General features: G+C 73.7%; 21 protein-coding genes. 15 read left to right on the top strand and 6 right to left on the bottom strand.

What is annotated here, in order from left to right; translation table 11 throughout:
• Positions 1-135 precede the first annotated feature (135 nt).
• Complete coding sequence (locus TBIS_RS13025) at positions 136-723, bottom strand: sigma-70 family RNA polymerase sigma factor (RefSeq protein WP_050760530.1); 588 nt, start codon at positions 721-723, stop codon at positions 136-138.
• Between the two features lie 333 nt (positions 724-1,056).
• Positions 1,057-2,274, bottom strand: coding sequence for a site-2 protease family protein (locus TBIS_RS13020; RefSeq protein ID WP_013132861.1), 1,218 nt, complete (start codon positions 2,272-2,274; stop codon positions 1,057-1,059).
• Positions 2,275-2,917: 643 nt separating this feature from the next.
• Between TBIS_RS13020 and TBIS_RS13015 the strand changes: the two genes are divergently transcribed.
• The 10 genes from TBIS_RS13015 to TBIS_RS12975 all read left to right on the top strand — a co-directional run bounded on the left by TBIS_RS13015 (position 2,918) and on the right by TBIS_RS12975 (position 10,690).
• A complete protein-coding gene (locus TBIS_RS13015) occupies positions 2,918-3,973 on the top strand; it encodes an NADH-quinone oxidoreductase subunit B family protein (protein WP_013132860.1) in 1,056 nt (351 codons plus the stop codon).
• 19 nt (positions 3,974-3,992) lie between these two features.
• Positions 3,993-5,789, top strand: coding sequence for a nickel-dependent hydrogenase large subunit (locus TBIS_RS13010; RefSeq protein WP_041432289.1), 1,797 nt, complete (start codon positions 3,993-3,995; stop codon positions 5,787-5,789).
• A gap of 15 nt (positions 5,790-5,804) precedes the next feature.
• Complete coding sequence (locus TBIS_RS19545) at positions 5,805-7,043, top strand: DUF5947 family protein (RefSeq protein WP_013132858.1); 1,239 nt, start codon at positions 5,805-5,807, stop codon at positions 7,041-7,043.
• On the top strand, positions 7,040-7,276 hold the full coding sequence (locus TBIS_RS13000) for a hypothetical protein (protein WP_013132857.1): 237 nt from the start codon (positions 7,040-7,042) through the stop codon (positions 7,274-7,276). The genes TBIS_RS19545 and TBIS_RS13000 overlap by 4 nt, the downstream gene beginning before the upstream one ends.
• Positions 7,277-7,358: 82 nt before the next feature.
• Positions 7,359-8,015, top strand: a complete 657-nt coding sequence (locus TBIS_RS12995) for a DUF6084 family protein (RefSeq protein ID WP_013132856.1) — start codon at positions 7,359-7,361, stop codon at positions 8,013-8,015.
• A gap of 2 nt (positions 8,016-8,017) precedes the next feature.
• Positions 8,018-9,049, top strand: a complete 1,032-nt coding sequence (locus TBIS_RS12990) for a hypothetical protein (RefSeq protein WP_050760529.1) — start codon at positions 8,018-8,020, stop codon at positions 9,047-9,049.
• 3 nt (positions 9,050-9,052) lie between these two features.
• Positions 9,053-9,913 carry a hydrogenase maturation protease gene (locus TBIS_RS19375; RefSeq protein WP_206771178.1) on the top strand — a complete coding sequence of 287 codons (861 nt, stop codon included), beginning with the start codon at positions 9,053-9,055 and terminating at the stop codon, positions 9,911-9,913.
• A 5-nt stretch (positions 9,914-9,918) separates the two neighbouring features.
• Positions 9,919-10,026 (top strand): DUF6893 family small protein, encoded by a 108-nt coding sequence (locus TBIS_RS20250; protein WP_013132855.1) that lies wholly within the window; start codon positions 9,919-9,921, stop codon positions 10,024-10,026.
• Positions 10,027-10,029: 3 nt separating this feature from the next.
• Entirely contained in the window at positions 10,030-10,443 is a 414-nt protein-coding gene (locus TBIS_RS12980; RefSeq protein WP_013132854.1) for a hydrogenase maturation nickel metallochaperone HypA, read from the top strand.
• The gene (locus TBIS_RS12975; protein WP_013132853.1) at positions 10,421-10,690 is read left to right on the top strand and encodes a HypC/HybG/HupF family hydrogenase formation chaperone; all 270 of its coding nucleotides are present in this window, start codon (positions 10,421-10,423) and stop codon (positions 10,688-10,690) included. Before TBIS_RS12980 ends, TBIS_RS12975 begins: the two co-directional genes overlap by 23 nt.
• Positions 10,691-10,919: 229 nt before the next feature.
• Here the strand turns inward: TBIS_RS12975 and TBIS_RS12970 are convergent, their stop codons facing one another.
• From TBIS_RS12970 to TBIS_RS12960, 3 genes are all read right to left on the bottom strand, one after another.
• Positions 10,920-11,576 (bottom strand): D-sedoheptulose-7-phosphate isomerase, encoded by a 657-nt coding sequence (locus TBIS_RS12970; RefSeq protein ID WP_013132852.1) that lies wholly within the window; start codon positions 11,574-11,576, stop codon positions 10,920-10,922.
• Positions 11,573-12,226, bottom strand: a complete 654-nt coding sequence (locus tag TBIS_RS12965; RefSeq protein ID WP_013132851.1) for an SIS domain-containing protein — start codon at positions 12,224-12,226, stop codon at positions 11,573-11,575. The genes TBIS_RS12970 and TBIS_RS12965 overlap by 4 nt, the downstream gene beginning before the upstream one ends.
• 580 nt (positions 12,227-12,806) lie before the next feature.
• A complete protein-coding gene (locus TBIS_RS12960) occupies positions 12,807-13,346 on the bottom strand; it encodes an XdhC family protein (protein WP_013132850.1) in 540 nt (179 codons plus the stop codon).
• A gap of 165 nt (positions 13,347-13,511) precedes the next feature.
• On the opposite strand from TBIS_RS12960, the gene TBIS_RS18260 reads away from it, so the two are divergent.
• Together TBIS_RS18260 and TBIS_RS12950 are read left to right on the top strand one after the other, a co-directional pair.
• Entirely contained in the window at positions 13,512-15,278 is a 1,767-nt protein-coding gene (locus tag TBIS_RS18260; RefSeq protein ID WP_158306186.1) for a serine/threonine protein kinase, read from the top strand.
• A 111-nt stretch (positions 15,279-15,389) separates the two neighbouring features.
• Positions 15,390-16,130, top strand: coding sequence for an acetoacetate decarboxylase family protein (locus TBIS_RS12950; protein ID WP_013132848.1), 741 nt, complete (start codon positions 15,390-15,392; stop codon positions 16,128-16,130).
• Here the strand turns inward: TBIS_RS12950 and TBIS_RS12945 are convergent.
• Complete coding sequence (locus TBIS_RS12945; protein ID WP_148231526.1) at positions 16,127-17,509, bottom strand: RsbRD N-terminal domain-containing protein; 1,383 nt, start codon at positions 17,507-17,509, stop codon at positions 16,127-16,129. The genes TBIS_RS12950 and TBIS_RS12945 overlap by 4 nt on opposite strands.
• 120 nt (positions 17,510-17,629) lie before the next feature.
• Here TBIS_RS12945 and TBIS_RS12940 point away from each other — a divergent pair, with 120 nt between their 5' ends.
• The 3 genes from TBIS_RS12940 to TBIS_RS12930 are packed head-to-tail and all read left to right on the top strand — an operon-like array spanning position 17,630 to position 21,578.
• Positions 17,630-18,232 (top strand): urease subunit gamma, encoded by a 603-nt coding sequence (locus TBIS_RS12940; RefSeq protein WP_013132846.1) that lies wholly within the window; start codon positions 17,630-17,632, stop codon positions 18,230-18,232.
• Complete coding sequence (locus TBIS_RS12935; protein ID WP_013132845.1) at positions 18,229-19,917, top strand: urease subunit alpha; 1,689 nt, start codon at positions 18,229-18,231, stop codon at positions 19,915-19,917. The genes TBIS_RS12940 and TBIS_RS12935 overlap by 4 nt, the downstream gene beginning before the upstream one ends.
• 14 nt (positions 19,918-19,931) lie before the next feature.
• A complete protein-coding gene (locus tag TBIS_RS12930) occupies positions 19,932-21,578 on the top strand; it encodes an amidohydrolase (RefSeq protein ID WP_013132844.1) in 1,647 nt (548 codons plus the stop codon).
• The last annotated feature ends 6 nt before the right edge of the window (positions 21,579-21,584 follow it).

Genomic DNA, 21,584 nt, shown 5'->3' with positions numbered 1-21,584 from the left:
GTCCGCGCCCTGCTCAGGGAGCCGATCATCCCCGGGCCGCGGGCGCCCGGCCGTACGAGCGGGTGCCGAGCCATCGCGCGGAACGACGCCCGGGGGTGCGCGCCGCCGCCGGGCCGTACGGGCGCGGTTGCGGTGTCAGGAGCTCGAGTACCGCATCAGCCCGAGCTCGCCGGCGTAGTCCTCGAGCTTCCGCCGGAGCTGCTTGCGCCCGCGGTGCAGCCGGGACATGACCGTGCCGATCGGGACGTCCATGATCTGGGCGATCTCCTTGTAGGAGAAGCCCTCGACATCGGCGAGGTAGACGGCGATCCGGAACTCCTCGGGGAGCTCTCCAAGGGCGCGCTTCACCCGGGAGTCGGCGAACGCGTCCAGCGCCTCGGTCTCCGCGGACCGCAGCCCCTTCGACTCATGGGAGGCGGCCTTGGCGAGCTGCCAGTCCTCGACCTGATCCGTCGCCGCCCGGTGGGGTTGCCGCTGCTGCTTGCGGTAGATGTTGATGTACGTGTTCGTGAGGATGCGGTAGAGCCAGGCGCGGAGGTTCGTGCCCTCCTCGAACTGGTGGAAGTTGCTGAACGCCCGGGCGTAGACCTCCTGCACGAGATCTTCGGCATCGGCGGGATTGCCCGTCAACCGGAGCGCGCCCACGTAGATCTGGTCGAGGTACGGCAGGGCGTCGCGTTCGAACCGGAGCCGCTGGAGCCGCTGCCCCGAATTTTCGGCCATGGCCGTTCCCCCCTCCGGCAGGTCCATGACCTCGCCGGGGTCTCACCTCCGCCGAGGCCGTGTCACCAAAGACCGGATAGAAGACGCGTACCCCCGGCTCCCGGCTCGACACGGCGCGCGCCGGGGAGCCCGGCCGGTAAAGCCGGGCGTTACCGTGCCCGGCGGATGCGACCGGCGGGATCGTGACCCGATGCGGCGGCGGGCGCGACCGTCGCGCCGCCGGCCGGGAGCGTGCCCGCCGGAGACAGGACGGCCGGAATCGGTAAAGGTAATACCTCGGTCAGCGGAAACGGGCCGGTCCGGCCGGGACCGGCCCGTTCGCCTTCGCCGGGCTCAGGCGGCCCTCGGGTGGTCGTGGCCGGTGTCGCCCGAAGGGGGGAACGCCCCGGTGAGGTCGGCGCCGCGCGGCGCGTGGTAGGGGTGGGCGCTGCGCAGGTCGACCGTCTGGATCATGTGGCTGATGTCCCGCGGGGTGATCAGGCCGATCAGGCGGTGCTCCGCGTCGAGCACCACGGCCCGCCCGTCCGGGGCGCCGTTCATCCGGGCGAGCAGGTCGGTGAAGAGCTCGTCCGGCCGTGCCTGCGGCACCTCGGGGGCCGGGCAGGCGATGTCCCCCAGCCGCGTCGTCGTCCACGCGGGCCGGGGCACCTGCCGGATCCGATTGAGCGTCAGCAGGCCCTGGAAGACGCCCCGCTCGTCCACGAGCGGGTAGGTGGACATGCGGTGCCGCAGCACGAGCCGGTCGATGAGCTCGGCCACGGTCTCGTCCGGGTGGGCGACGATGGGGTGCTCCGACATCACGTCGGCGGCCCGCACGCCGTGCAGCGACGCCCCGAGCCGGGTCTGCTGCTCCTCGGCGCTCGCCGCGTGGACCAGGAAGAGGCCGAGCAGGATCAGCCACAGCCCTTGGAAGCCCACGCCGAAGAAGATCTCGATGAAGCCCAGCGTGATGAGCCCGTAGCCGAAGGCCCGGCCCGCCCGCGCGGCGGCGACGGCGGCCCGCACCCGGTCACCCCACAGCCGCCACAGCGCGGCGCGCAGCACGCGCCCGCCGTCGAGCGGCGCGGCGGGAATGAGGTTGAAGACCGCGAGGATCACGTTGACCACCGCGAGGTAGCCGAACATCCCGGCGAGCAGCGGTGGGCCGCCGAACGAGTCGACCAGCCACCACGCGATCCCGAAGACCACCCCGGCCGCGATGCTCGTCAGCGGGCCGATGCCGGCGATCTTCAAGTCGGCGGCCGGGGTACGGGACTCCCCGCGCAGCTCGGCCACCCCGCCGAGGAGCCACAGGGTGATGCCCGCCACCTCGATGCCGTGCCGCTTGGCCATCACCGCGTGCGCGAGCTCGTGCGCGAGCAGCGAGCCGAGGAAGAGCAGCGCGGCGACCACGCCGGCCAGCAGGTACGCCCAGGACGGCAGGCCCGGGTAGTCGAACGGGAACCGGCCGAAGGCGAGCCCGAAGACCAGGATCGCGATGATGACGAGCACACTCCAGTTGATCCCGACCGGAACTCCGAAAATGCGGCCGAGGTGCACTGAGGAACGCATCTTGCCTCCTTAAGGCCTCATGGCCTCATAAGAGCCATACCCGTCCTCAGGGCGACGGAATACGAACTCTTGCCGTGTGCTTGGTCACGTGCTAAAGCGGCCGCGTCACCCGCTCCGAAACCGCCGGCCGGCCGTACCAGGGGTGACCGGGGAGACCCGCCGGTGCCGTGCCGGAAGGCGGCGGCGCCGGCCGCGAGCGGCCGCACCGGTGCGCCAGGGGTGCGCTCGCCGAGGTGGCCCGCGCGGCCATGCGTGCGGAGTGCGGCGCGCGGCCCTGTGCGCGGCGTGCGGCGGGCCTCGCCCGTGGGCGCCACGGCCACGGTTCCGCCGCCCGGGCCCGCGAGCGACCCGAGATCCACGGCGGTACGGCGCGGAGGCCGCCATGACGGTGACGTGGCCTCGGCCGTGCCCGGATCCGCGGCGGCACCTCCCGGAATGGCCGGCCGATCGGTCAATACCGCGTAAATGATCATGGGGGAGATCTGTCCATCCCGCGGTCCGGCGGGCGGTTAGCGCCTGAAATGGACGGGAAACCTTCCTACCGCGGATTTGCTCACTATCTGCAGCGCGCAGTCACGCACGGTATTCGGCGCTGGACGGGGGCAGCCGCGCCGAGACCGGATGGGGGGGAGGGAAGCGCGCCGTGACCACAGCCGCCACGGAGACCGCGATCGACGAGATCCACATTCTGTGGACCTCGGAGGGCATGAGCTGCGACGGGGACACGGTCTCCATGACCGCGTCGTCGCTGCCGAGCATCGAGGACGTCGTGCTCGGCCTCGTTCCCGGCCTGCCCAAGGTCCACCTGCACAACAAGGTGCTCGCGCCCGAGGTGGGGGAGGACTTCCTGACCGTCTTCCGGCAGGCCGCCGAGGACCGGCTCGGGCCGTTCATCCTCGTCGTCGAGGGGTCGATCCCCAACGAGCAGATCAACGGCGAGGGCTACTGGACCTCGATGGGCAACGATCCGCTCACCGGCCAGCCGATCACGTTGAACCAGTGGATCGACCGGCTCGCCCCGAAGGCGTGGGCCGTGGTCGCCGTGGGCACCTGTGCCACGTACGGCGGGATCCACGCCATGGCCGGGAACCCGACCGGGTGCATGGGGCTGGTCGATTACCTGGGCAGGGACTTCCGCTCGAAGGGCGGCCTGCCCATCGTCAACGTCCCCGGGTGCCCGGTGCAGCCGGACAACTTCATGGAGACCCTGACCTGGCTGCTCTACCAGGCGGCGGGCCGGGCGCCGATGATCCCGCTCGACGACCAGTTCCGCCCGACCTGGCTCTTCGGCAAGACCGTGCACGAGGGGTGCGACCGGGCCGGCTACTACGAGCAGGGCGACTTCGCCATGGACTACAACTCGCCCAAGTGCCAGGTGAAGATCGGCTGCTGGGGTCCGGTGGTCAACTGCAACGTCCCCAAGCGCGGCTGGATGGGCGGCATCGGCGGCTGCCCGAACGTGGGCGGCATCTGCATCGGGTGCACCATGCCCGGCTTCCCGGACAAGTTCATGCCGTTCATGGACCAGCCGCCCGGCGGGGCGATCTCCGCGGCGCTGATGAACATCGGGTACGGGCGGCTGATCCGCAAGCTCCGCTCCATCACCAACCGGACCGTGAACAAAGAGCCCAAGTGGCATCACAACCGCCCCGAGCTCACCAGCGGCTACAACCCGCGCTGGCGCGCCGGGATGGACTGAGGGGGACGCGAAAGTGGCCATGCGGACCGAGCGCGCCCGGGCCAAGGAGGAGGCTCGGGAGCTCGTTGAGATGTCCTGGGACCCGATCACCAGGATCATCGGGAACCTCGGGATCTATACCAAGATCGACTTCAAGAACCGCGAGGTCGTCGAGTGTAAGAGCACCTCGTCGGTGTTCCGCGGGTACAGCGTGTTCATGCGCGGCAAGGACCCGCGGGACGCGCACTTCATCACCAGCCGGATCTGCGGCATCTGCGGCGACAACCACGCGGTCTGCTCGATCTACGCTCAGAACATGGCGTACGGCATCAAGCCGCCGCCGCTCGCCGAGTGGATCATCAACCTCGGCGAGGCCGCGGAGTTCATGTTCGACCATACCCTCTTCCAGGACAACCTCGTCTTCGTCGACTACTGCGAGCAGATGGTCAAGCAGACCAACCCGAGCCTGCTGCGCAGGGCGGAGACGACCGAGGCGCCCCGGGCCCACATCCACGGCTACCGGACGATCGCCGACATCATGCGGGCGTACAACCCGTTCAGCGGCGAGATGTACCGGGAGTCGCTCCAGATGAGCCGGATCACCCGGGAGATGTGCTGCCTGATGGAGGGGCGGCACGTGCACCCGTCCACCCTCTACCCGGGTGGGGTGGGCACCGTGCCCACGCCGCAGGTGTTCACCGACTACCTCGCCCGGCTGCTCAAGGTCATCGACTTCGTCAAGAAGGCGGTCCCGCTCAACGACGACCTGTTCGACTTCTTCTACGAGGCGCTGCCCGGGTACGAGGAGGTCGGCCGGCGGCGGATCATGCTGGGGTGCTGGGGCGCGTTCCAGGACCCGGACTACGTGGACTACGACTACCGGAACATGCGGGAGTGGGGGCGGCGCAACTTCGTCACCCCCGGCATCGTGCTCGACGGCGAGCTGCGCACCACCGATCTCGTCGACATCAACCTGGGGATCCGGATCCTCCTCGGCAGCTCCTACTACGACGACTGGGAGAACGAGGAGACGTTCGTCACCCGGGACCCGCTCGGCAACCCGGTGGACAAGCGGCATCCGTGGAACCAGACCACGCTGCCGCGGCCGCAGAAGCGCGACCTGGAGAACGGCAAGTACAGCTGGGTGATGAGCCCGCGCTGGTACGACTCCCGCACCGGGGACTACCTCGCGCTCGACACCGGCGGCGGGCCGCTCGCCCGCCTGTGGACCACCGCGCTCGCCGGGCTCGTCGACACGGGGACGGTCCGGGCCACCGGGCACAGCGTGCAGATCAACCTGCCGAAGAGCGCGTCGTTCCCGGAGATGAGCTTCGAGTGGCACGTTCCAAAGTGGTCGAACACCATCGAGCGCAACCGGGCGCGCGCCTACTTCATCGCGTACTCGGCCGCGGTCGCCCTCCACTTCGTCGAGCGCGCCCTCGACGAGGTGCGGGCCGGCCGGACCAAGGTGTTCCAGGAGTTCGAGGTGCCCGACGAGGCCATCGGCTGCGGGTTCCACGAGGCGGTGCGGGGCGTGCTCTCCCACCACATGGTGATCCGCGACGGCAAGATCGCGAACTACCACCCGTACCCGCCGACGCCGTGGAACGCCAGCCCGCGGGACGTCTACGGCACGCCAGGGCCGTACGAGGACGCGGTGCAGGGGATGCACCTGTTCGAGGAGAACGGGCCGGAGGACTTCAAGGGGATCGACATCATGCGCACGGTCCGCAGCTTCGATCCCTGCCTGCCGTGCGGTGTCCACATGTACCTCGGCGGCGGCCGGGTGGTGCGGAAGGTGCACTCGCCGACGCTCGGCGCGAACCTCTCCGGCTAGGACGGGCCTGGGACCATGGACGAGCGCACCCGGCGGATCGAGGAGCTGCTCGAAAGGGCGGTCTCCCTCCCGGAGCCCGGCGCGAGGGGCACGGTGGTCGAGCTGATCAACGCGCTGCTCGGCCTGTACGGCGACGGCCTGGCGCGCATCCTCGCCGTGGTGCGCGCGGAGGGCGGCGACGAGCTCGCGGTACGGCTCGCCTCCGATGAGCTGGTCGGGAGCCTGCTGCTCCTCCACGACCTCCACCCGCTCGGCGTGCGGGACCGGGTCGAGGAGGCGGTCGGCCGGGCCGCCCGGCGGCTCGGCGTGACCGCGGAGCTCGCCGCCCTGGCCGATGGTGCGGCCCGGGTGCGGGTGCGCGCGGCCGGGTGCGGCCCGTCCGCGGACGCGGTGCGCGCCGCCGTTGAGGAGGCGGTGCGGGACGCGGCGCCGGAGATCGAACGGGTGGAGATCGAGAAGGCGGGGCCCGGGCCGGCGCTCATCCCGGTGGAGAGCCTGCGCCGCCGGGCCGCGGACGGCGGTACCCGGCCGGTGGCGGTGGACGGGTCGCGGGAGCCGGGCGGGCACGCGGCGGCGGCCGTCCGGGCGGAGGCCCGGCCGGCCGGCGCGCCCGGCCCGGACGCCACCGGGCGCCCGGACCCGGAGATCCGGTGCGAGCTGTGCGCCGAGCCGCTCGAGGCCGCCCACCGGCACCTGTTCGATCGGACCGCGCGCCAGCCGCGCTGCGCATGCCGGGCGTGCGCGGTGCTCTTCGCCGACCCGGCGGCCGGGGGCGGCCGCTACCGCCTGGTCCCGGACCGCCGCTGGCTGCTCACGGGCTTCGCCCTCGACGACGAGACCTGGGCGGCGCTGAACATCCCGGTCCAGATGGCGTTCCTGCGCAAGGTCTCGGGCGACGGGCGCGTCGAGGTGTGCTACCCCAGCCCGGCCGGCGTGGTGGAGGCCGACTGCGACCAGGACGTCTGGGACCGGCTCGTGCGGGACAACCCCGTGCTCGCCGGGCTGACCGAGGACGTGGAGGCCCTGCTGGTCAACCGGGTCCGCGGCGCCCGGGAGCACTGGCTGCTCCCCATCGACGACTGCTACTCGCTCGTCGGCCTGCTCAGGTCCGGCTGGCGGGGGTTCACCGGCGGATCGGAGGTCTGGCGGCGGCTGTCGACGTACTTCGCCGACCTGCGCGCCATCGCCGAACCGGTGCCGGCGCGCGGGCCGGCGGGGCACGAGCACCTGCTCGAGAAAGGGGTCACATCGTGATCTTCAAGCGGAGAACGCGCCCGTCCGAGGCCCTCAGGGTGGGCCGGCCGGATGCCCGGCCGCAGGACCCGTCCCACACCAAGGGCGTGCTCGAGGGGAACGCCCCCGGCCACTACGAGATGCAGCCGGGGCACCTGCCCGACGGGCGCTCCACGGCCGAGCGGTCCACCGGGATCAACCCCGAGCTGCGCAACCCCATCGACCGCAGGATGCCGAACATCTCCCCGCCGTGAGCGGGGCGCGGGCGTGCGGTGACGTGAACGGTATCGGCAAGCAGACGGCGAAGCAGACGACACGGAAGAAGGTGCGAACGGGATGACGGCGGTCCTGCCCGAGGCGGCCAGCCCGCCACGGCTGCGGATCACGGTGGAGGGCGCCGAGGCGGTGGGGTTCGCCGCCTCACCGACGCTCCGGTTCCTGCTGCGGATCGACGGGGACGGCGACGTCCGGTCCGTGCTCCTCACCACCCGGATCCGCATCGCCGCGCCCCGCCGTACCCACACGGCGGAGGAGAAGGAACGGCTCGCCGAGCTCTTCGGCCCGCCCGCGGAGTGGGGCAGGACCCTGCACGCCCTGGAATGGGCGCAGACGGTCACCCAGGTGCCCCCGTTCACCGGGAGCACGGTCACCGCCGTGGACGTCCCGTGCACCTACGACTTCGACGTGGCGGCCACCAAGTACCTGCACTGCCTCGCCGACGGGGAGGTCCCGCTGGAGTTCCTCTTCACCGGGACCGTGTTCTATGAGGCGGACGGCAGGCTGCTCGCCGCGCGGATCCCGCACGGCACCGGCGCGGAGCACCGCATGCCGGTGCGGGTGTGGCGGGACGTGATGGACCGCTACTTCCCGTCCAGCGCCTGGCTGCGGCTGAGCCGGGAGGTGTTCGACCGGCTGTACGCCTACCGGGTGCGCCACACCCTGCTGAGCTGGGACGAGACCGTGGACGCGCTGCTGCGGGCGGGCGGTGAGTGACCATGGTGGAGCGCGTCGGTGACGAGGTCCGGCGGATCGCCCGGGCCGTGCTGTACGAGGGCTACCTGCTGTGGCCGTACCGGCAGTCCGCGCTGAAGAACCAGCGGCGCTGGCTGCTCGGCGGCGTCTACCCCGAGCCGTTCGCCAGGGAGCACCCGGGCGACCTGTGGCAGACCCAGACCCAGTGCCTGATCGAGGCCGGGCCGGACGACACCGTCGACGTGGGCGTGCGGTTCCTCCACGTGGTCCAGCGGGACCTCGCCCGCCGGCTCGACGGCGGGGGCCTGGAGCCCGTGCCCGAGCTCATCGTGGACGGGCAGCCGCACCTGCCCCGGGAGGAGGCGATCGAGCGCGAGGTGACGGCCGCCGGGCTCGTCCTCGACGAGCTCGCCCGGTCCCCGTACCGGCAGGACACCACGGTCCCGGCCGGCCGGGAGACGGAGTGGCTCACCGACGCGGCGGGGCGGCGGGTCGGCGCGGCCGTGGCCACGTGGGAGGCGCTCGGCTGCCGGCTCGACGTGAGCGCCGAGCGCCTCGCCCCGCGGCTCTACCGGCTCACCGCCGTGGTGTCGAACACCACGCCCTGGTCCGGGGGGACCCGCGCCGAGGTGGCGAAGCGGACCCTCGTCTCCGCCCACGTCGTGCTCTACAGCGCGGGCGGGCGGTTCGTCTCGCTGATCGACCCGCCCGACGAGCTGCGCGAGCACGCCGAACGCTGCCGCAACATCGGCCTGTGGCCGGTGCTGGCCGGGGCGGAGGGCGACCGGAGCACGATGCTCTCCGCACCGATCATCCTCTACGACCACCCGAAGGTCGCCCCGGAGAGCCCGGGCGACCTCTTCGACGCCACCGAGATCGACAAGCTGCTCACCCTGAGCATCCTGGCGCTGAGCGACGAGGAGCACCGGGAGATCAGGGCCGGTGATCCCCGGGCGCGGGAGATCCTCGACCGGTGCACCTCGCTCACCCCTGAGCAGCTCATGCGGTTGCACGGCGTCTTCCGGGACGTCCGCGCCGCGGGGCCGGGGAGGTGACGGGTGGACTTCTGGACGCGCATGGCGTCGCCCGGCCCGGCCACCGTGGTCGTGAACGGGGTCACGCTCGGCGTGGGGAGCAGGGTCCGGCTGCGCCCCCGCGCCCGCGGGGACGTGCTCGACCTGGTCCTGGACGGCCGGATCGCGATCGTCGAGGGCATCGAGCAGGACGACACGGGGGAGTTCCTGCTCGCGGTGACCCTGGAGGACGACCCCGGGCGTGACCTGGGCGAGGCGCGGATGCCCGGCCACCGCTTCTTCTACCGGACCGACGAGGTCGAGCCGGTGGAACGTGCGCGGGCCACCGGCCGGGCCCTCGTCGCCGGGATCGGCAACGTCTTCCTCGGCGACGACGGGTTCGGGGTCGAGGTGGCGCGGCGGCTCGCCGCCCTCGGGCCGATCCCCGGGGTGGACGTGGTCGACTTCGGCATCCGCGGCATGGACCTCGTCTTCGCCCTGCAGCAGGGCTACCGGGGCGCGCTCTTCATCGACGCCGCTCGGCGCGGTGAGGCACCGGGAACCCTCACCGTGCTCGAACCGGAGCTCCCGGACGGGGACGGGGTTCCGGTGGCCACCCACGGCATGGACCCGGTGCGGGTCCTGCTGCTCGCGCGGGAGCTCGGCCCGCTGCCCGAGCGGGTGCTGGTGCTGTGCTGCGAACCCGCGGTGGTGCCCACCGGCGCGCCGGGCGAGGAGCTCGTCACCGAGCTGAGCGCGCCGGTGCGCGGCGCCGTGGACGCGGCCGTGGACCTGGCGCGGACGCTCGCGCTGGACCTGGCCGGCGATCGGCCGGACGGGCAGGAGGACGGCGGGGACCGGCAGGACGGCGGGGACCACCGGATGGACGGCCGAGGAAAGGAGTGACCGGGATGCGGAAGCTGCGGATATTGGGGCTGCTCGCGCTCTGCGGGGTGATCGTGATCACCGCCATGGAGTGGCCGGAGCTGAAGCGCTACGTGAAGATGACCCGGATGTAGCGGATGCACGAGCTCGGGATCTGTGAGGGCCTGGTCGACCTGATCGAGCGGCGCGCCGCGGGCCGCCGGGTGACCGGCGCGAGGGTACGGGTGGGCGCCCGGCACGCGGTGACCGAGAAGGCCTTCGGCCAGGCGTTCGCCATCGCGTCGGAGGGCACGGCGGCCGCGGGCGCCGCCGTCGACGTCGTCATCACGCCCGCCTCGGTCGACTGCCGGGCGTGCGGCCGCTGGTCGGAGACGCTCGACCCGGTCGCCGCCTGCGCGTACTGCGGCGCCACCGACGTCGAGGTCAGCGGCGGGGATGAGCTGGTCCTCGAGTCGCTCCGCTTCGCGGAGCCCGGGTGGCGCACGGCGGCGCCGGGGGAGGCGCCCGTGCCGGGGGAGGGGGAGCACCGTGTGTCTCGGCATCCCCGGTGAGCTGGTCGGGTTCGTCGAGGATCAGCCGGACCTCGCCGTGGTCGACGTGAGCGGCGAGCGGCGGCGGATCAACATCGGGCTGCTCCGGGACGAAGGGCTCGAGATCGGCGACTGGGTCCTCGTCCACGTGGGGTTCGCGCTCACCAAGCTCTCCGCGGAGGAGGCGGACGCGGTCCGGGGCTACCTCGAGGAGATGGGGCGGGCGAGCTCCGGTGGGATCGACGCCGTCACGGAGCCGGCCGTCTGACGCGCACGGCCGGGAGGCCGCGCGGGTGCGCACCGGTACTCCGGCGGGCGCGGGTGCTCGCCGGAGCGCACGCCCGTCGCCGCGCCCAGACCCGGCCGCCGGCGTGCGCCGGCCGCCGATCGCCGGGCCGGCCGGCCGCGACCGCGATCCCACCGCCGGGCGGACGCCCGGCCGCACGCACCCCGGCCCGGCCATGCCGAGGCGCCGGCCGGGCCGGTGCCCCACGGCTTCACCCCATTGCCCGGTGGACCAGCTCCCACAGCACGTGGCAGATCGTGGCCTGCGCCTCCTGGACGCGGTGCACCGAGGACGAGGGGACCACGAACAGGTGGTCGACGACGCCGCCCTCGGCCATCCGCTCGCCTCCCGGACCGGCGATCCCGACCGTGACCATGCCCCGGTGCCTCGCCTCGGCGAGGCCTTCGCCCACGTCACCGGTGTCGCAGGTCGCCAGGGCCACCGCGATGTCGCCCGGTGCGCCGAGGGCCGCGATCTGCCGGGCGAAGACCCTCCCGGCGCCGCCGCCGAGCGCGGTGACGTACGCGACGTCGGTGGGGAGCCGGAGCGCGGGGAGGCCCCGGCCGCCGCTCCGGAACAGGTGGGCCACGGCCTGGGCGTCCGCGCCGCACCCGCCGGTCCCGAAGGCGAACAGCCGCCCGCCGCCGCGGAAGGCCGCGGCCATCGCGGCGGCGCAGGGGAGCAGCCGGTCGGCGAACCGCTCGAGCACCCGCTCCCGCAGGCTCATGATCTCCTTGGCCTTCTCCTCGACGAGCCGGGCCGCCGTGGCGAGCGCCCCGTCGAGCCCGGTCTCGCCGGAGCCGGGGAAGGGGTGGAGCCCGGGAGCGCCCGGCGGAGCGTCCGGCCCGGCGCCCGGGTGCGCGGTCATCGGGGCGCCTCCACCACGAGCAGGTCCGGCTGCTCCATGAAGGCGTGCACCAGCTCCCACAGCAGGTGGGCGATGGTGAGGTGGATCTCCCGGACGATGAGCGGATCGCCGCTCCGCGCGGCGAGCAGATGGGCGGCGAGCGGCGTCGCGGCGGTGCCGGGCGAGGCGCTCGCCCGGGCCGGGTCCGTGCCGTCCTCCCGCGGATCCCGGTCGGCGTGCTCCCCGGTGGCGAGCGCCACCGTGAGCATGCCGATCTCGCGCGCCGCGGCGAGCGCGGCCGGCACGTCGCCGTCCGGGCGGCCGGGGCCGAGGATCCCCAGCGCGATGTCGTGCGGCCGGCCCAGCATCCGGAGCTGCGCGGTGAGCGGACCGGAGCCGTTCCCACCGGACGCGGTGAGCGCGCAGGCGTCGGCGGCGAGCGGGATCGCCGGCAGGGCGCGCCTGCCGGCCATGGCCGGGTGGGCGAACTCCACGGCCACGTGGGCGGCGTCGGCGGCGGCCAGCCCGATGCCGAAGGTGAGGAGCCTGCCGCCCCGCTGGAACCGGGCCGCCATGGCGTGGGCGGCCCGGGCGATCCGCCCGGCGTCGGCGGTGACCGCCAGGCCGGGGCCGGCCCGGCGGGCGGCCGCCGTAGCGAGCGCCGTGGCCATGCGTTCCCTCCTTGCCAGGCCGGCCCGCCGGCCGGCCGTTCCCGTCCCGATCACCCGGCGGTGTTCATGATCGATTTCGGTGCGCCGTTCACCGGCGGGTGCCCGGTGAATACCCGGCGAAAACAGCGGCGAAAGCCGGGCAAAGGTATATCTGCCGCCAATTGCCAAATCGACCTGACATGGCGGAAAAGCAGGAGTACGGCAAAGCCGTGAACCACGGGTAACGGCATGGAGCCTGGCCGGAGGCGTGCCGAGGAGCCGCAGAACACCGCCCGCGGTGGATGCGCGCCCGGTGAAAGGCCCCGGGTGGGAAAAGGCGTGGAAATACCGGGGGTTCCCGCCGGTGCCGGGGCCGGGCCGCCGGGCAGGGATGCCGTCGGTTCCGGCCAGGAGCGACCCGGCGGCCGGAGAGAGCCCGCCGGACCGGAGGGACCCGAGGGAGGTTCCCAGTGGAGGACCCGCCTCACAGGGCCCGGGCCGGGGTCCTCGGCCGGTAGAGCCAGGCGTCGAACGGCTCATGGAACCGGTCGCGGGCGGGGAGACACCGGCGCGACGGCCGCCGGCGTGGGTCGGCGGAGGCTCAGAAGACGAAGCCGCCCGGCCGGCCGTTCCGGTCGGCGATCAGCCCGGCGAGCGTGGCGATGGCGATCTCCGGCGGGGTGTGCGAGCCGATGTTGAGCCCGATCGGCCGGTGGATCCGGGCGATCTCCTCCGGCGGCACGCCCAGCCTGGTGAGGGCGGCGACGTGCGGCGCCGGATGGCGCGGGTTGCCCATCACGCCGATCCAGCGGCACCGGTGGGCGAGCAGCTCGCGCAGCACCGGACCGAGTTCCTCGCGGTGGTGGTCGGTGACCACCACGTCGGCGGTCTCGTCGAGGGGTTCGGTGAGCCGGGTGGCCACCGGGGCGGACCCGCCGGCCCGGGCGGCGCGCTCCGGATCGGGCTCCAGCAGGAGGCAGCGGAACCCGAGGTCCGGGCCGTAGCGCAGCAGGTACTCGGCGACCGGGGAGGCGAACACCGCGACGAGGGTGCGGTCGGTGTGCTCCTCCACCGCCGTGCCGTGGGCGACGGCGCACGCGGGGTCGTGCTCGGCCGACCCGTTACCGGGCATATGGGTCATGCCAGCAGTTTCTCATGAATCCCGGAACACGAAACCCTGGCAAACCATGAGAAGCGACGAGAAATGCCTTGGCTGGACGCTGAATTAGCCTTCGGGTGAGCGGCGCACGCGGGTATTGAAGCCTAAAGTCATCTCGTGAGCCGCCACGCCGGAGGATCGATGCCCGTGACACAGCCGCTCGAGCCGGGAGACCCCGATCGGCTCGGCGAATACCGCATCACCGCGCGGATCGGCGAAGGGGGACAGGGGGTCGTTTACCTCGCCCGGTCCCCGGCCGACGAGCCGGTGGCGATCAAGCTCTTCCACGCCCCGATCGGGCGCGACGAGACGGTCCACGCGCATTTCGCCCGGGAGCTCGAGGCGGCCAAGCGGGTGGCGAGGTTCTGTACCGCGCAGGTCCTCGACTACGGCATGTACGGCACCCGGCCGTACATCGTCAGCGAGTACGTGCCCGGCCCGTCGCTCCAGCAGGTGGTGACCGCGGAGGGGCCGCGCACGGGCAGCGCCCTGGAACGGCTGGCCGTGGCCACGGCCACCGCCCTGGTCGCCCTGCACGACGCCGGGATCGTCCACCGCGATCTCAAGCCGCAGAACGTCATCATCGGCTCCGACGGCCCGCGGGTCATCGACTTCGGCATCGCCAAGGCGCTCGCCGGGGTGAGCACCGTGGCGAGCCAGATCATCGGCACGCCCGCCTACATGGCGCCCGAGCAGCTCATCGGGGGGACGCTCGGCTTCAGCGTCGACGTCTTCGCCTGGGCGGCCACCATGGTCTTCGCGGCCACCGGCCGCCCGCCGTTCGGCCAGGACTCGATTCCCGCGATCATGAACCGGATCCTCCACGGGGAGCCCGACCTCGGCGGGATCGGGCCGCCGCTGCGGGACCTGCTCGCCGCCTGCCTCGCCAAAGAGCCCGGCGAGCGGCCGTCGGCGCGCCACGTCCTCGACCGCCTGGTCGGCGGCACCACCCCGGTCCCGCACCTGGAGCGCGCCGGGACCGATGGCGGCCGGCCGTCTCCCATCCCGCCGGCGGGCGACGAGGCGGAGCCGCCGGCGCGGCGGGCCGATGATCCGGCCGATGGCTTGCCGGTGCTGTGGACCGGCGATCCGGCCGACGGTCCACCGGTGCGGCGGACCGGCGATCCGGCCGCGCGGCGGACCGGCGACCCGGCGGACGGCCCGCCGACCGAACCACCGGCCGCTCCGCATCTCACCACCCGGCCGGTGAGCCCGTGGCGCAGGGGCGCGGTCGCCGCGGGCGCGGCGGTGCTCGTCTCCGCCGGTGGGGTCGCCCTCGCCGCCGCCCTGCTGCCCAACGGCGGCGGGCAGGCGCAGCGGGTCGCCGCGGCGTCGACCTCCCCGCGCGCCGCCATGGCGGCGACCGTGGCCGCCTCACAGGCTCCCACCACCACCCGGTCGGCGGCTGTCACGCCGGCCGGGCCGAGCCCCACCGCGGTCCGCACCAGGACGTCGGTGACGACGGTCGTGCGGCGGCCCGGCACCGTGCCCCAGACGGTCCCGACCCGGGCGCCGGCCACCACACCGCCAACGGTGAGGCCCTCCACCGCCGCGCCGTCCCCGCGGCCCACACGGGCCACCTCGGCCCCGCCGTCTCCTCCATCGGCCACGCCCACGCCGTCCGCCACGCCATCGCCCAGGCCTTCGCCCCGGCGGCCGACCCGGTATCCGCGGCTCGTCGAGCTCGGGCCCGGGCACTTCACGGCCTACTGCAAGTCGCTCGGCTGGGACTGGGTGGAGTACCGGGAGTCCCCGCAGCCGGGGGCGTACTGCGTCAAGCGGCGGACCGGGGAGGTCATGCGCCTCACCCAGGCGCAGCTGGACGCCGGCTGCCGGTGGCGCTACCGGCACCCGCGCGCCTTCCACCGGTTCAAAGGCAAGTCCAACTATTGCTACGCATACGTCCGCCGCTGAGGCCGCGGTGATTGGAACGGCCCGCCGTGCGGGTACGGTCCGCCCTGCGGGAGGCGAACCCGCCGGTGTGGCCCAGTGCGTTCATGCCGCGTCCGTTGCTGTACTGGACCTATGACGAGCCATCTCATCCGGGGGCGCCGGGTCGGGACACCGGTGCGGATCCGCGATGCGACGGCGTGCGCCGCCGTGTACCTGGTGCGCGCCGAGGCGGCCCGCGCCGTGCTCGCCTACTCCGGTCTCGACGCGGTCGAGGTACTGCCCGGCCGGGCGGTCTGCACGCTCGCCTTCGCCCAGTACCGTGACGGCGACCTGGGCGCCTACCACGAGTTCGCGATGGCCTTCCTCGCCCGTCCGCCCGGCGGCGGATCGGGCCGGCGCGGCGCGCTCAGCGTGCTGCGCGACCTGCGCTCGGCGGGCGCGATCGTCCACTGGATGCCGGTCGACGAGGAGTTCACCTTCGAGGCCGGGCGGGCGATCTGGGGGTTCCCCAAGGAGCTCGCCACCATCGACCTGCGGCTGAGCGGCCCGTACAAGCGCTGCGTGCTCAAGAAGGACGGCCGGCTCGTCCTCGACATGCTCGTCCGCCCCGGGATCCCGGTGCCGGACCCGCCCATCGGATGGCCCTGGCTGACCGCGCCGGTCGCCTTCACCCACCTCGACGGGGTCACCCGCCGGGTCCCCTGGTCGTTCCGTGTGCGCGGGGTCCGCTTGCGCCCCGGCGGCGCGCTGATCCGGCTCGGCAACCACCCCATCGCCAAGGAGCTCAGCGAGCTGGGCCTGCCCAAGCACGCCTTCCTCACCGTCACCTTCGGCGGCCTGTCCCTGTCGATCGAGGAGCCGCTGCCCGCTTAGGCGCGCGGCGTGCCCTGTGGATCGAGGAGCCGCTGCCCGTCTGGGCGCGCGGCGGCATGCCCTGTGGATCGAGGAGCCGCCACCCGCCTGGGCGCGCCCGGCGGCGAGACCCACCGGGGCCGCTCGGCCGGGGGCGCGGGCCCGGCCGCACCCCCGGTCACCGCGCCGCGCACCATCTCCGCGAACGGCCCGGTGAACTCCCCGAACCCCATGGCGGCCGCCCGCAGGGCGAGGGCGACCACGGCGGCGTCCTGCGGCACCCGCACGTCGCGGCCGGTCAGCTCGCGGAACCGCCCGAACCGGTACTGCACGGTGTTGCGGTGACAGTACAGGGCGGCCGCGGTGTCGCCGATCGAGCCGGAGCCGGACACGTGGACGTGCACCGTGGCGATCAGCCGCTCCGCCTCGGCGAGGGGGATCCGCTCCAGCGGGGCGAGCACCCGCTCGGCGAGCTCGGCCGCGATCTCCGGGGTGTGCGCGGCGAGCACCTCCAGCCAGGCGTCCTCCAGCCGGCGCGGCCCCGCCGGGCCGCCGGTGCCGAGGGTCCGGGTGGTCGCGGCGGCCAGCCGTACCGCCTTGGGCACCCGGGCGAGCCCGGTGACCACGGGGGAGACCCCGCACGCGACACCGGCGAGCTCGCGGAGCACGGCGCCCTCCGGGTCGGCGGACCGGGTGGGGAGCTGGGCGACCAGGATGTCCCCCGTCGGCGCCTCGTGCCGGTGGCAGCGGATCCCGGCGGCGGTGAGCGCGGCCGCCGCCTGGCGCAGGGCCGCACCGGAGTCGGGGTCGGCCACGGCGGCGATGAACCGCGCCGTGGAGGTGAACCCGAGCACCCGGCCCGCGTCGCGGACCACGTCGGGGTTGCGGCCGTTGTTGTCGAGCAGCCGGGCGAACCAGGCGCGCCGCTCGTCCTGCCGCATCCGGCCCATCTCCAGGACCGTGCGCTGGTAGCTCGCCATGATCCCGGTGACGTGGCGCTCGACCACCTCCCACACCCGGTGCGCCGCGCCGGCGAGGTCGGCCATGTCCCGCTCCGGGGTCCGGCTGATCAGCGCGTCCCACAGCACCCGGAAGTCGAGCCGGGCCGCGTCGAGCAGCGAGTCGAGCGGCACGCCCTGCTGCGCCCTGCGCTCGCCGACGCGCCGGGACACCGCGGCGAGCTCGTCGGCGACGGGCATGCCCGCCACGTACCGCAGCAGCAGCCCGAGGACCTGGCGCGCCGTGTTCCGCAGGTCCTCCTCGTCCACCCGCCCGGCCCCGTACGGCGGGATCGAGCGGACCTGCTGTATCCACCGGTCGACGATCGCGTCGACGTCGTCGAGGCATTGGAGGAGCACCCGGCGCACGCCCGGGGGAGGGATCGGCGGCTCATTGTTCATATGCACAATTATGTAACCTCATTCCGCTGCGCATAGACGTTGGCTCGATCATTGACGCACGTCACATTGGATGGACGTACCGAACCCCGCGCATCCGATGAGGAAAGGGCGCCTGGCGCTGTGCATCTGACACCCCGCGAGCAGGAGCGGCTCACCATCTTCACCCTCGCCGAGCTCGCCCGCCGGCGGCGCGCCCGCGGCCGCCGTCTCAACGCCCCCGAGGCGATCGCGCTCATCTGCGACGAGATCCTCGAGCTCGCCTGGGACGGCGCCTCCCTCGAGGAGGTCGTGGCCGCGGCCCGGTCCGTGCTCACCGCCGACGACGTGATGGAGGGCGTGCCCGCGCTCGTGCCGCATGTTCAGGTGGAGGCGCTGTTCCCGAACGGCACCGCGCTGGTCGCCGTGGACCAGCCCATCGGCCCGCCGGCCGGGGACGACCCCGGTGCGATCCGGACCGCCGACGGCGAGATCCCGATCAACACCGGCCGCCGCCGGATCCGGATCGCCGTGCGCAACGAGGGCGACCGCACCGTCTACGTCTCCTCCCACTTCCCGCTGAGCGAGGTCAACGCCGCCCTCGTCTTCGACCGCGAGGCCGCGGCCGGCATGCGCCTCGACATCCCCGCCGGCACCGCCCTCGCCTTCCCGCCCGGTGAGGAACGCCTCGTCGACCTCGTCGCCACCGCCCCTCAGCAGAGCGCCCCTCAGGAGAGCACACCGTGACCACGATCCCCCGGCGCACCTACGCCGCGCTCTACGGCCCGACCACCGGTGACCGGATCCGGCTCGGCGACACCTGCCTCTGGGTGGAGGTCGAAGCCGACGACACCTCCTACGGCGATGAGCTGCTCGGCGGCTGCGGCAAGACGCTGCGCGACGGGCTGCTCGCCTCACCCAGCGCGTCCGGCGACTCCGCCCTCGACCTCGTCGTGGCCAACGTCGTCCTGCTCGACCCGCTCCTCGGGGTCCGCAAGACCCACATCGGCGTCAAGGACGGCCGGATCGTGGCGGTCGGCCGCGGCGGCAACCCCGACCTGGTCCCGGACGTGGAGCTCGTCATCGGCTCCCACACCGCGATCGTCACCGGGGAGGGCCTGATCTGCACCCCCGGCATCATCGACTCCCACGTCCACCTCTCCTCGCCGGAGATCGCCCCGGCCGCCCTCGCCTCCGGGGTCACCACGGTCGTCGGCATGGGCCTCGGCGGGGTGTGGGACGTCGGCGTCAACCCCGCCCACAACCTGCACACGCTCATGTCCGCCTGGCGGGGCACCCCGCTCAACGTGGCCTTCCTCGCCCGTGGCTCGTCCAGCTCCGCCGCGCTGCTCGAGGCGGCCGTGCTCGCCGGCGCCGGCGGCTTCAAGATCCACGAGGACTTCGGGGCCACCCCGCGGACCATCGACACCTGCCTGACCGTCGCCGAGCAGGCCGACCTGCCGGTCGCGCTCCACACGGACTCCATGAACGAGTCCGGCTACCTCGCGGACACCATCGCCGCGACCCGCGGCCGCACCGTGCACGCGTACCACGTGGAGGGCGGCGGCGGGCACCCCAACCTGCTGGAGATCCTCAGCGAGCCGCACATCATCCCCTCCTCGACCACGCCGACCATCCCCTACACCACGAACACGGTCGGGGAGCTCTTCCCGATGACGATGACCGTCCACCGGCAGAGCCACCACATCGAGAGCGACGTGGCGGTCACCCGGAGCCGCATCCGCGAGCACGCCATCGCCGCGGAGAACGCGCTCCACGACATCGGCGCGATCAGCATCGTCAACTCCGACTCCATGGGCATGGGCCGGGTGGCCGAGACCGCCCGCCGTACCTGGCAGCTCGCCCACCTGCAGGCGCTGCGCGCCGGGGAGGGCGGCCCGGACCGGCCCGCCAACGCCCGGGTGCTGCGGTACCTCGCCAAGCTCACCCTCAACCCGGCGATCGCGCACGGCATCGCCCACGAGGTCGGCAGCGTCCGGCCCGGCCGCCTCGCCGACCTGGTGCTGTGGCACCCGGCCTGGTTCGGCACCAAGCCCGAGCTCGTGATCAAGGGCGGGTTCGTGGCCTGGGGGGTGTCCGGCAGCGGATCGGGCTCCACCCGGCTCACCCAGCCCCGGGTCTACCGGCCGTACTTCGGCGGGCTCGGCGACGCGCCCGCCCGGCTCGGCCGGGTCTTCGTCGCCCGGGAGGCGCTGGAGTCGGCCGAGGCGCGCGAGGCGCTCCCGCCCGGCCTGCGGTACGCGCCGATCCGCGACGCCCGCGGCCTCACCCGCGCCGACATGTGCCGCAACACCGCGACCCCGCGCGTGGAGGTCCCGCCCGGCCCCGAGCCCGTCCTGGTGGACGGCGAGCCGGTGCGGGTGGAGCCGGCCACGCGGGTGCCGCTCGCCCAGCTCCACCACATCGCCTGACCGAGGAACCGGCCATGCGACTCGACGTCCTCTTCGTCAACGGGCGGTTCACCACCCTCGACCCGGAGCGGCCGCACGCCACCCGGCTCGGCGTGTTCGCCGGCCGGATCGCCGGGCTCGACGAGGAGCTGGACGGCCTGCGCGCCGACCGGGTCGTCGACCTGCGCGGGGCGCCGGTCGTGCCCGGGTTCAACGACGCCCACCACCACCTCAGCCTCCGCGGCCAGCGGATGCGGGAGCTCGACCTGAGCGCGGACGCGGTGCGCACCCTCGACGAGCTGTACGCCAAGGTCGCCGAGCGCGCCGCCGAGCTCCCCGAGGACGCGTGGGTGATCGGCACCGGCTACGACCAGAACAAGCTCGGCGCCCACCCCACCCGGACGGCCCTCGACGCCGTGTCCGGCGGCCGCCCGGTCTGGCTGCGGCACTGCTCCGCCCACATGGGGGTGGCGAACACCGCCGCCTTCGCCCGGATGGGCTTCACCGACCTGCGCCAGGTGCCCGACGTGCCCGGCGGCACGGTCGGCCGGGACGCCGACGGCCTGCCCGACGGCCTCCTCGCCGAGCAGGCCCAGGAGCTCGCCGACCGGGTGCTCCGGCCGATCGCCTTCGAGGACTTCGTCGCCGCGATCGGCCTCGCCTCCCGGGCGGCGGCCGCCGAAGGGCTGACCAGCTTCACCGAGCCGGGCATCGGCGCGGGCCTCGTCGGCAACGGCGCGGCCGACCTCGCCGCGTTCCAGGCCGCCCGGGAGCGCGGGCTGCTGCTCCAGCGCGCCACCCTGATGCCCGGCGCGCCGAACCTGCACGAGACCGGGGCGTTCGAGCCCGGGCGGGAGTGGTTCGGACTCGACCTCGGGGTGCGCACCGGCATCGGGGACGAGTGGCTGGCCGTCGGCCCGGTCAAGCTCTTCGCCGACGGCTCGCTCATCGGCCTCACCGCCGCCATGTGCTGCGACTACGCCGGCGACCCCGGCAACCGCGGCTCCCTGCAGGAGGAGCCCGAGGTCCTGCGCGGCTTCATCCTGCGGGCCCACCGGTTCGGGTGGCAGGTGGCCGCGCACGCGATCGGCGACCGCGCCATCGACATCGTGCTCGACGCCTACGAGGCGGCCCAGGCCGAGCACCCGCGCCCCGACGTCCGGCACCGCATCGAGCACTGCGCGGTCACCAGCCGCGAGCAGGTGGCGCGGATCGCCCGGCTCGGGGTCGTCCCGGTGCCACAGGCCCGGTTCATCTCCGAGATCGGGGACGGCATGCTTCGCGCGCTCGGCCCCGAACGCGCCAAGGGCTGCTACCGGCAGCGCTCCTTCCTGGAGGCCGGCATCGAACTGCCCGGCAGCTCCGACTGCCCGGTGGTGGCGGGGGCGCCGCTGCTCGGCATCCACGACCTGGTCAACCAGCGGACCGCCAGCGGAGCGCCGTTCAACCCCGAGGAGGCGCTCACCCCGCTGCAGGCCCTGCGCGCCTACACCGTCGGATCGGCTTACGCCGTGCACGAGGAGCACCGCAAGGGCACCCTCAGCCGCGGCAAGCTCGCCGACTTCGTCGTCCTCTCCGAGGACCTGCTCACCGTACCCCCCACCCGCATCGGCGGCATCACCGTGCTGGCCACCGTGGTCGGTGGCGACATCGTGCACGACATCGCCGGCCTGGCGGGCTGACAGGAG

It is taken from the genome of Thermobispora bispora DSM 43833, assembly GCF_000092645.1.
GTDB lineage: Bacteria > Actinomycetota > Actinomycetes > Streptosporangiales > Streptosporangiaceae > Thermobispora > Thermobispora bispora.
Note: the sequence above shows the minus strand (reverse complement) of the source record. Positions and strands in the feature narration are given on the sequence as shown.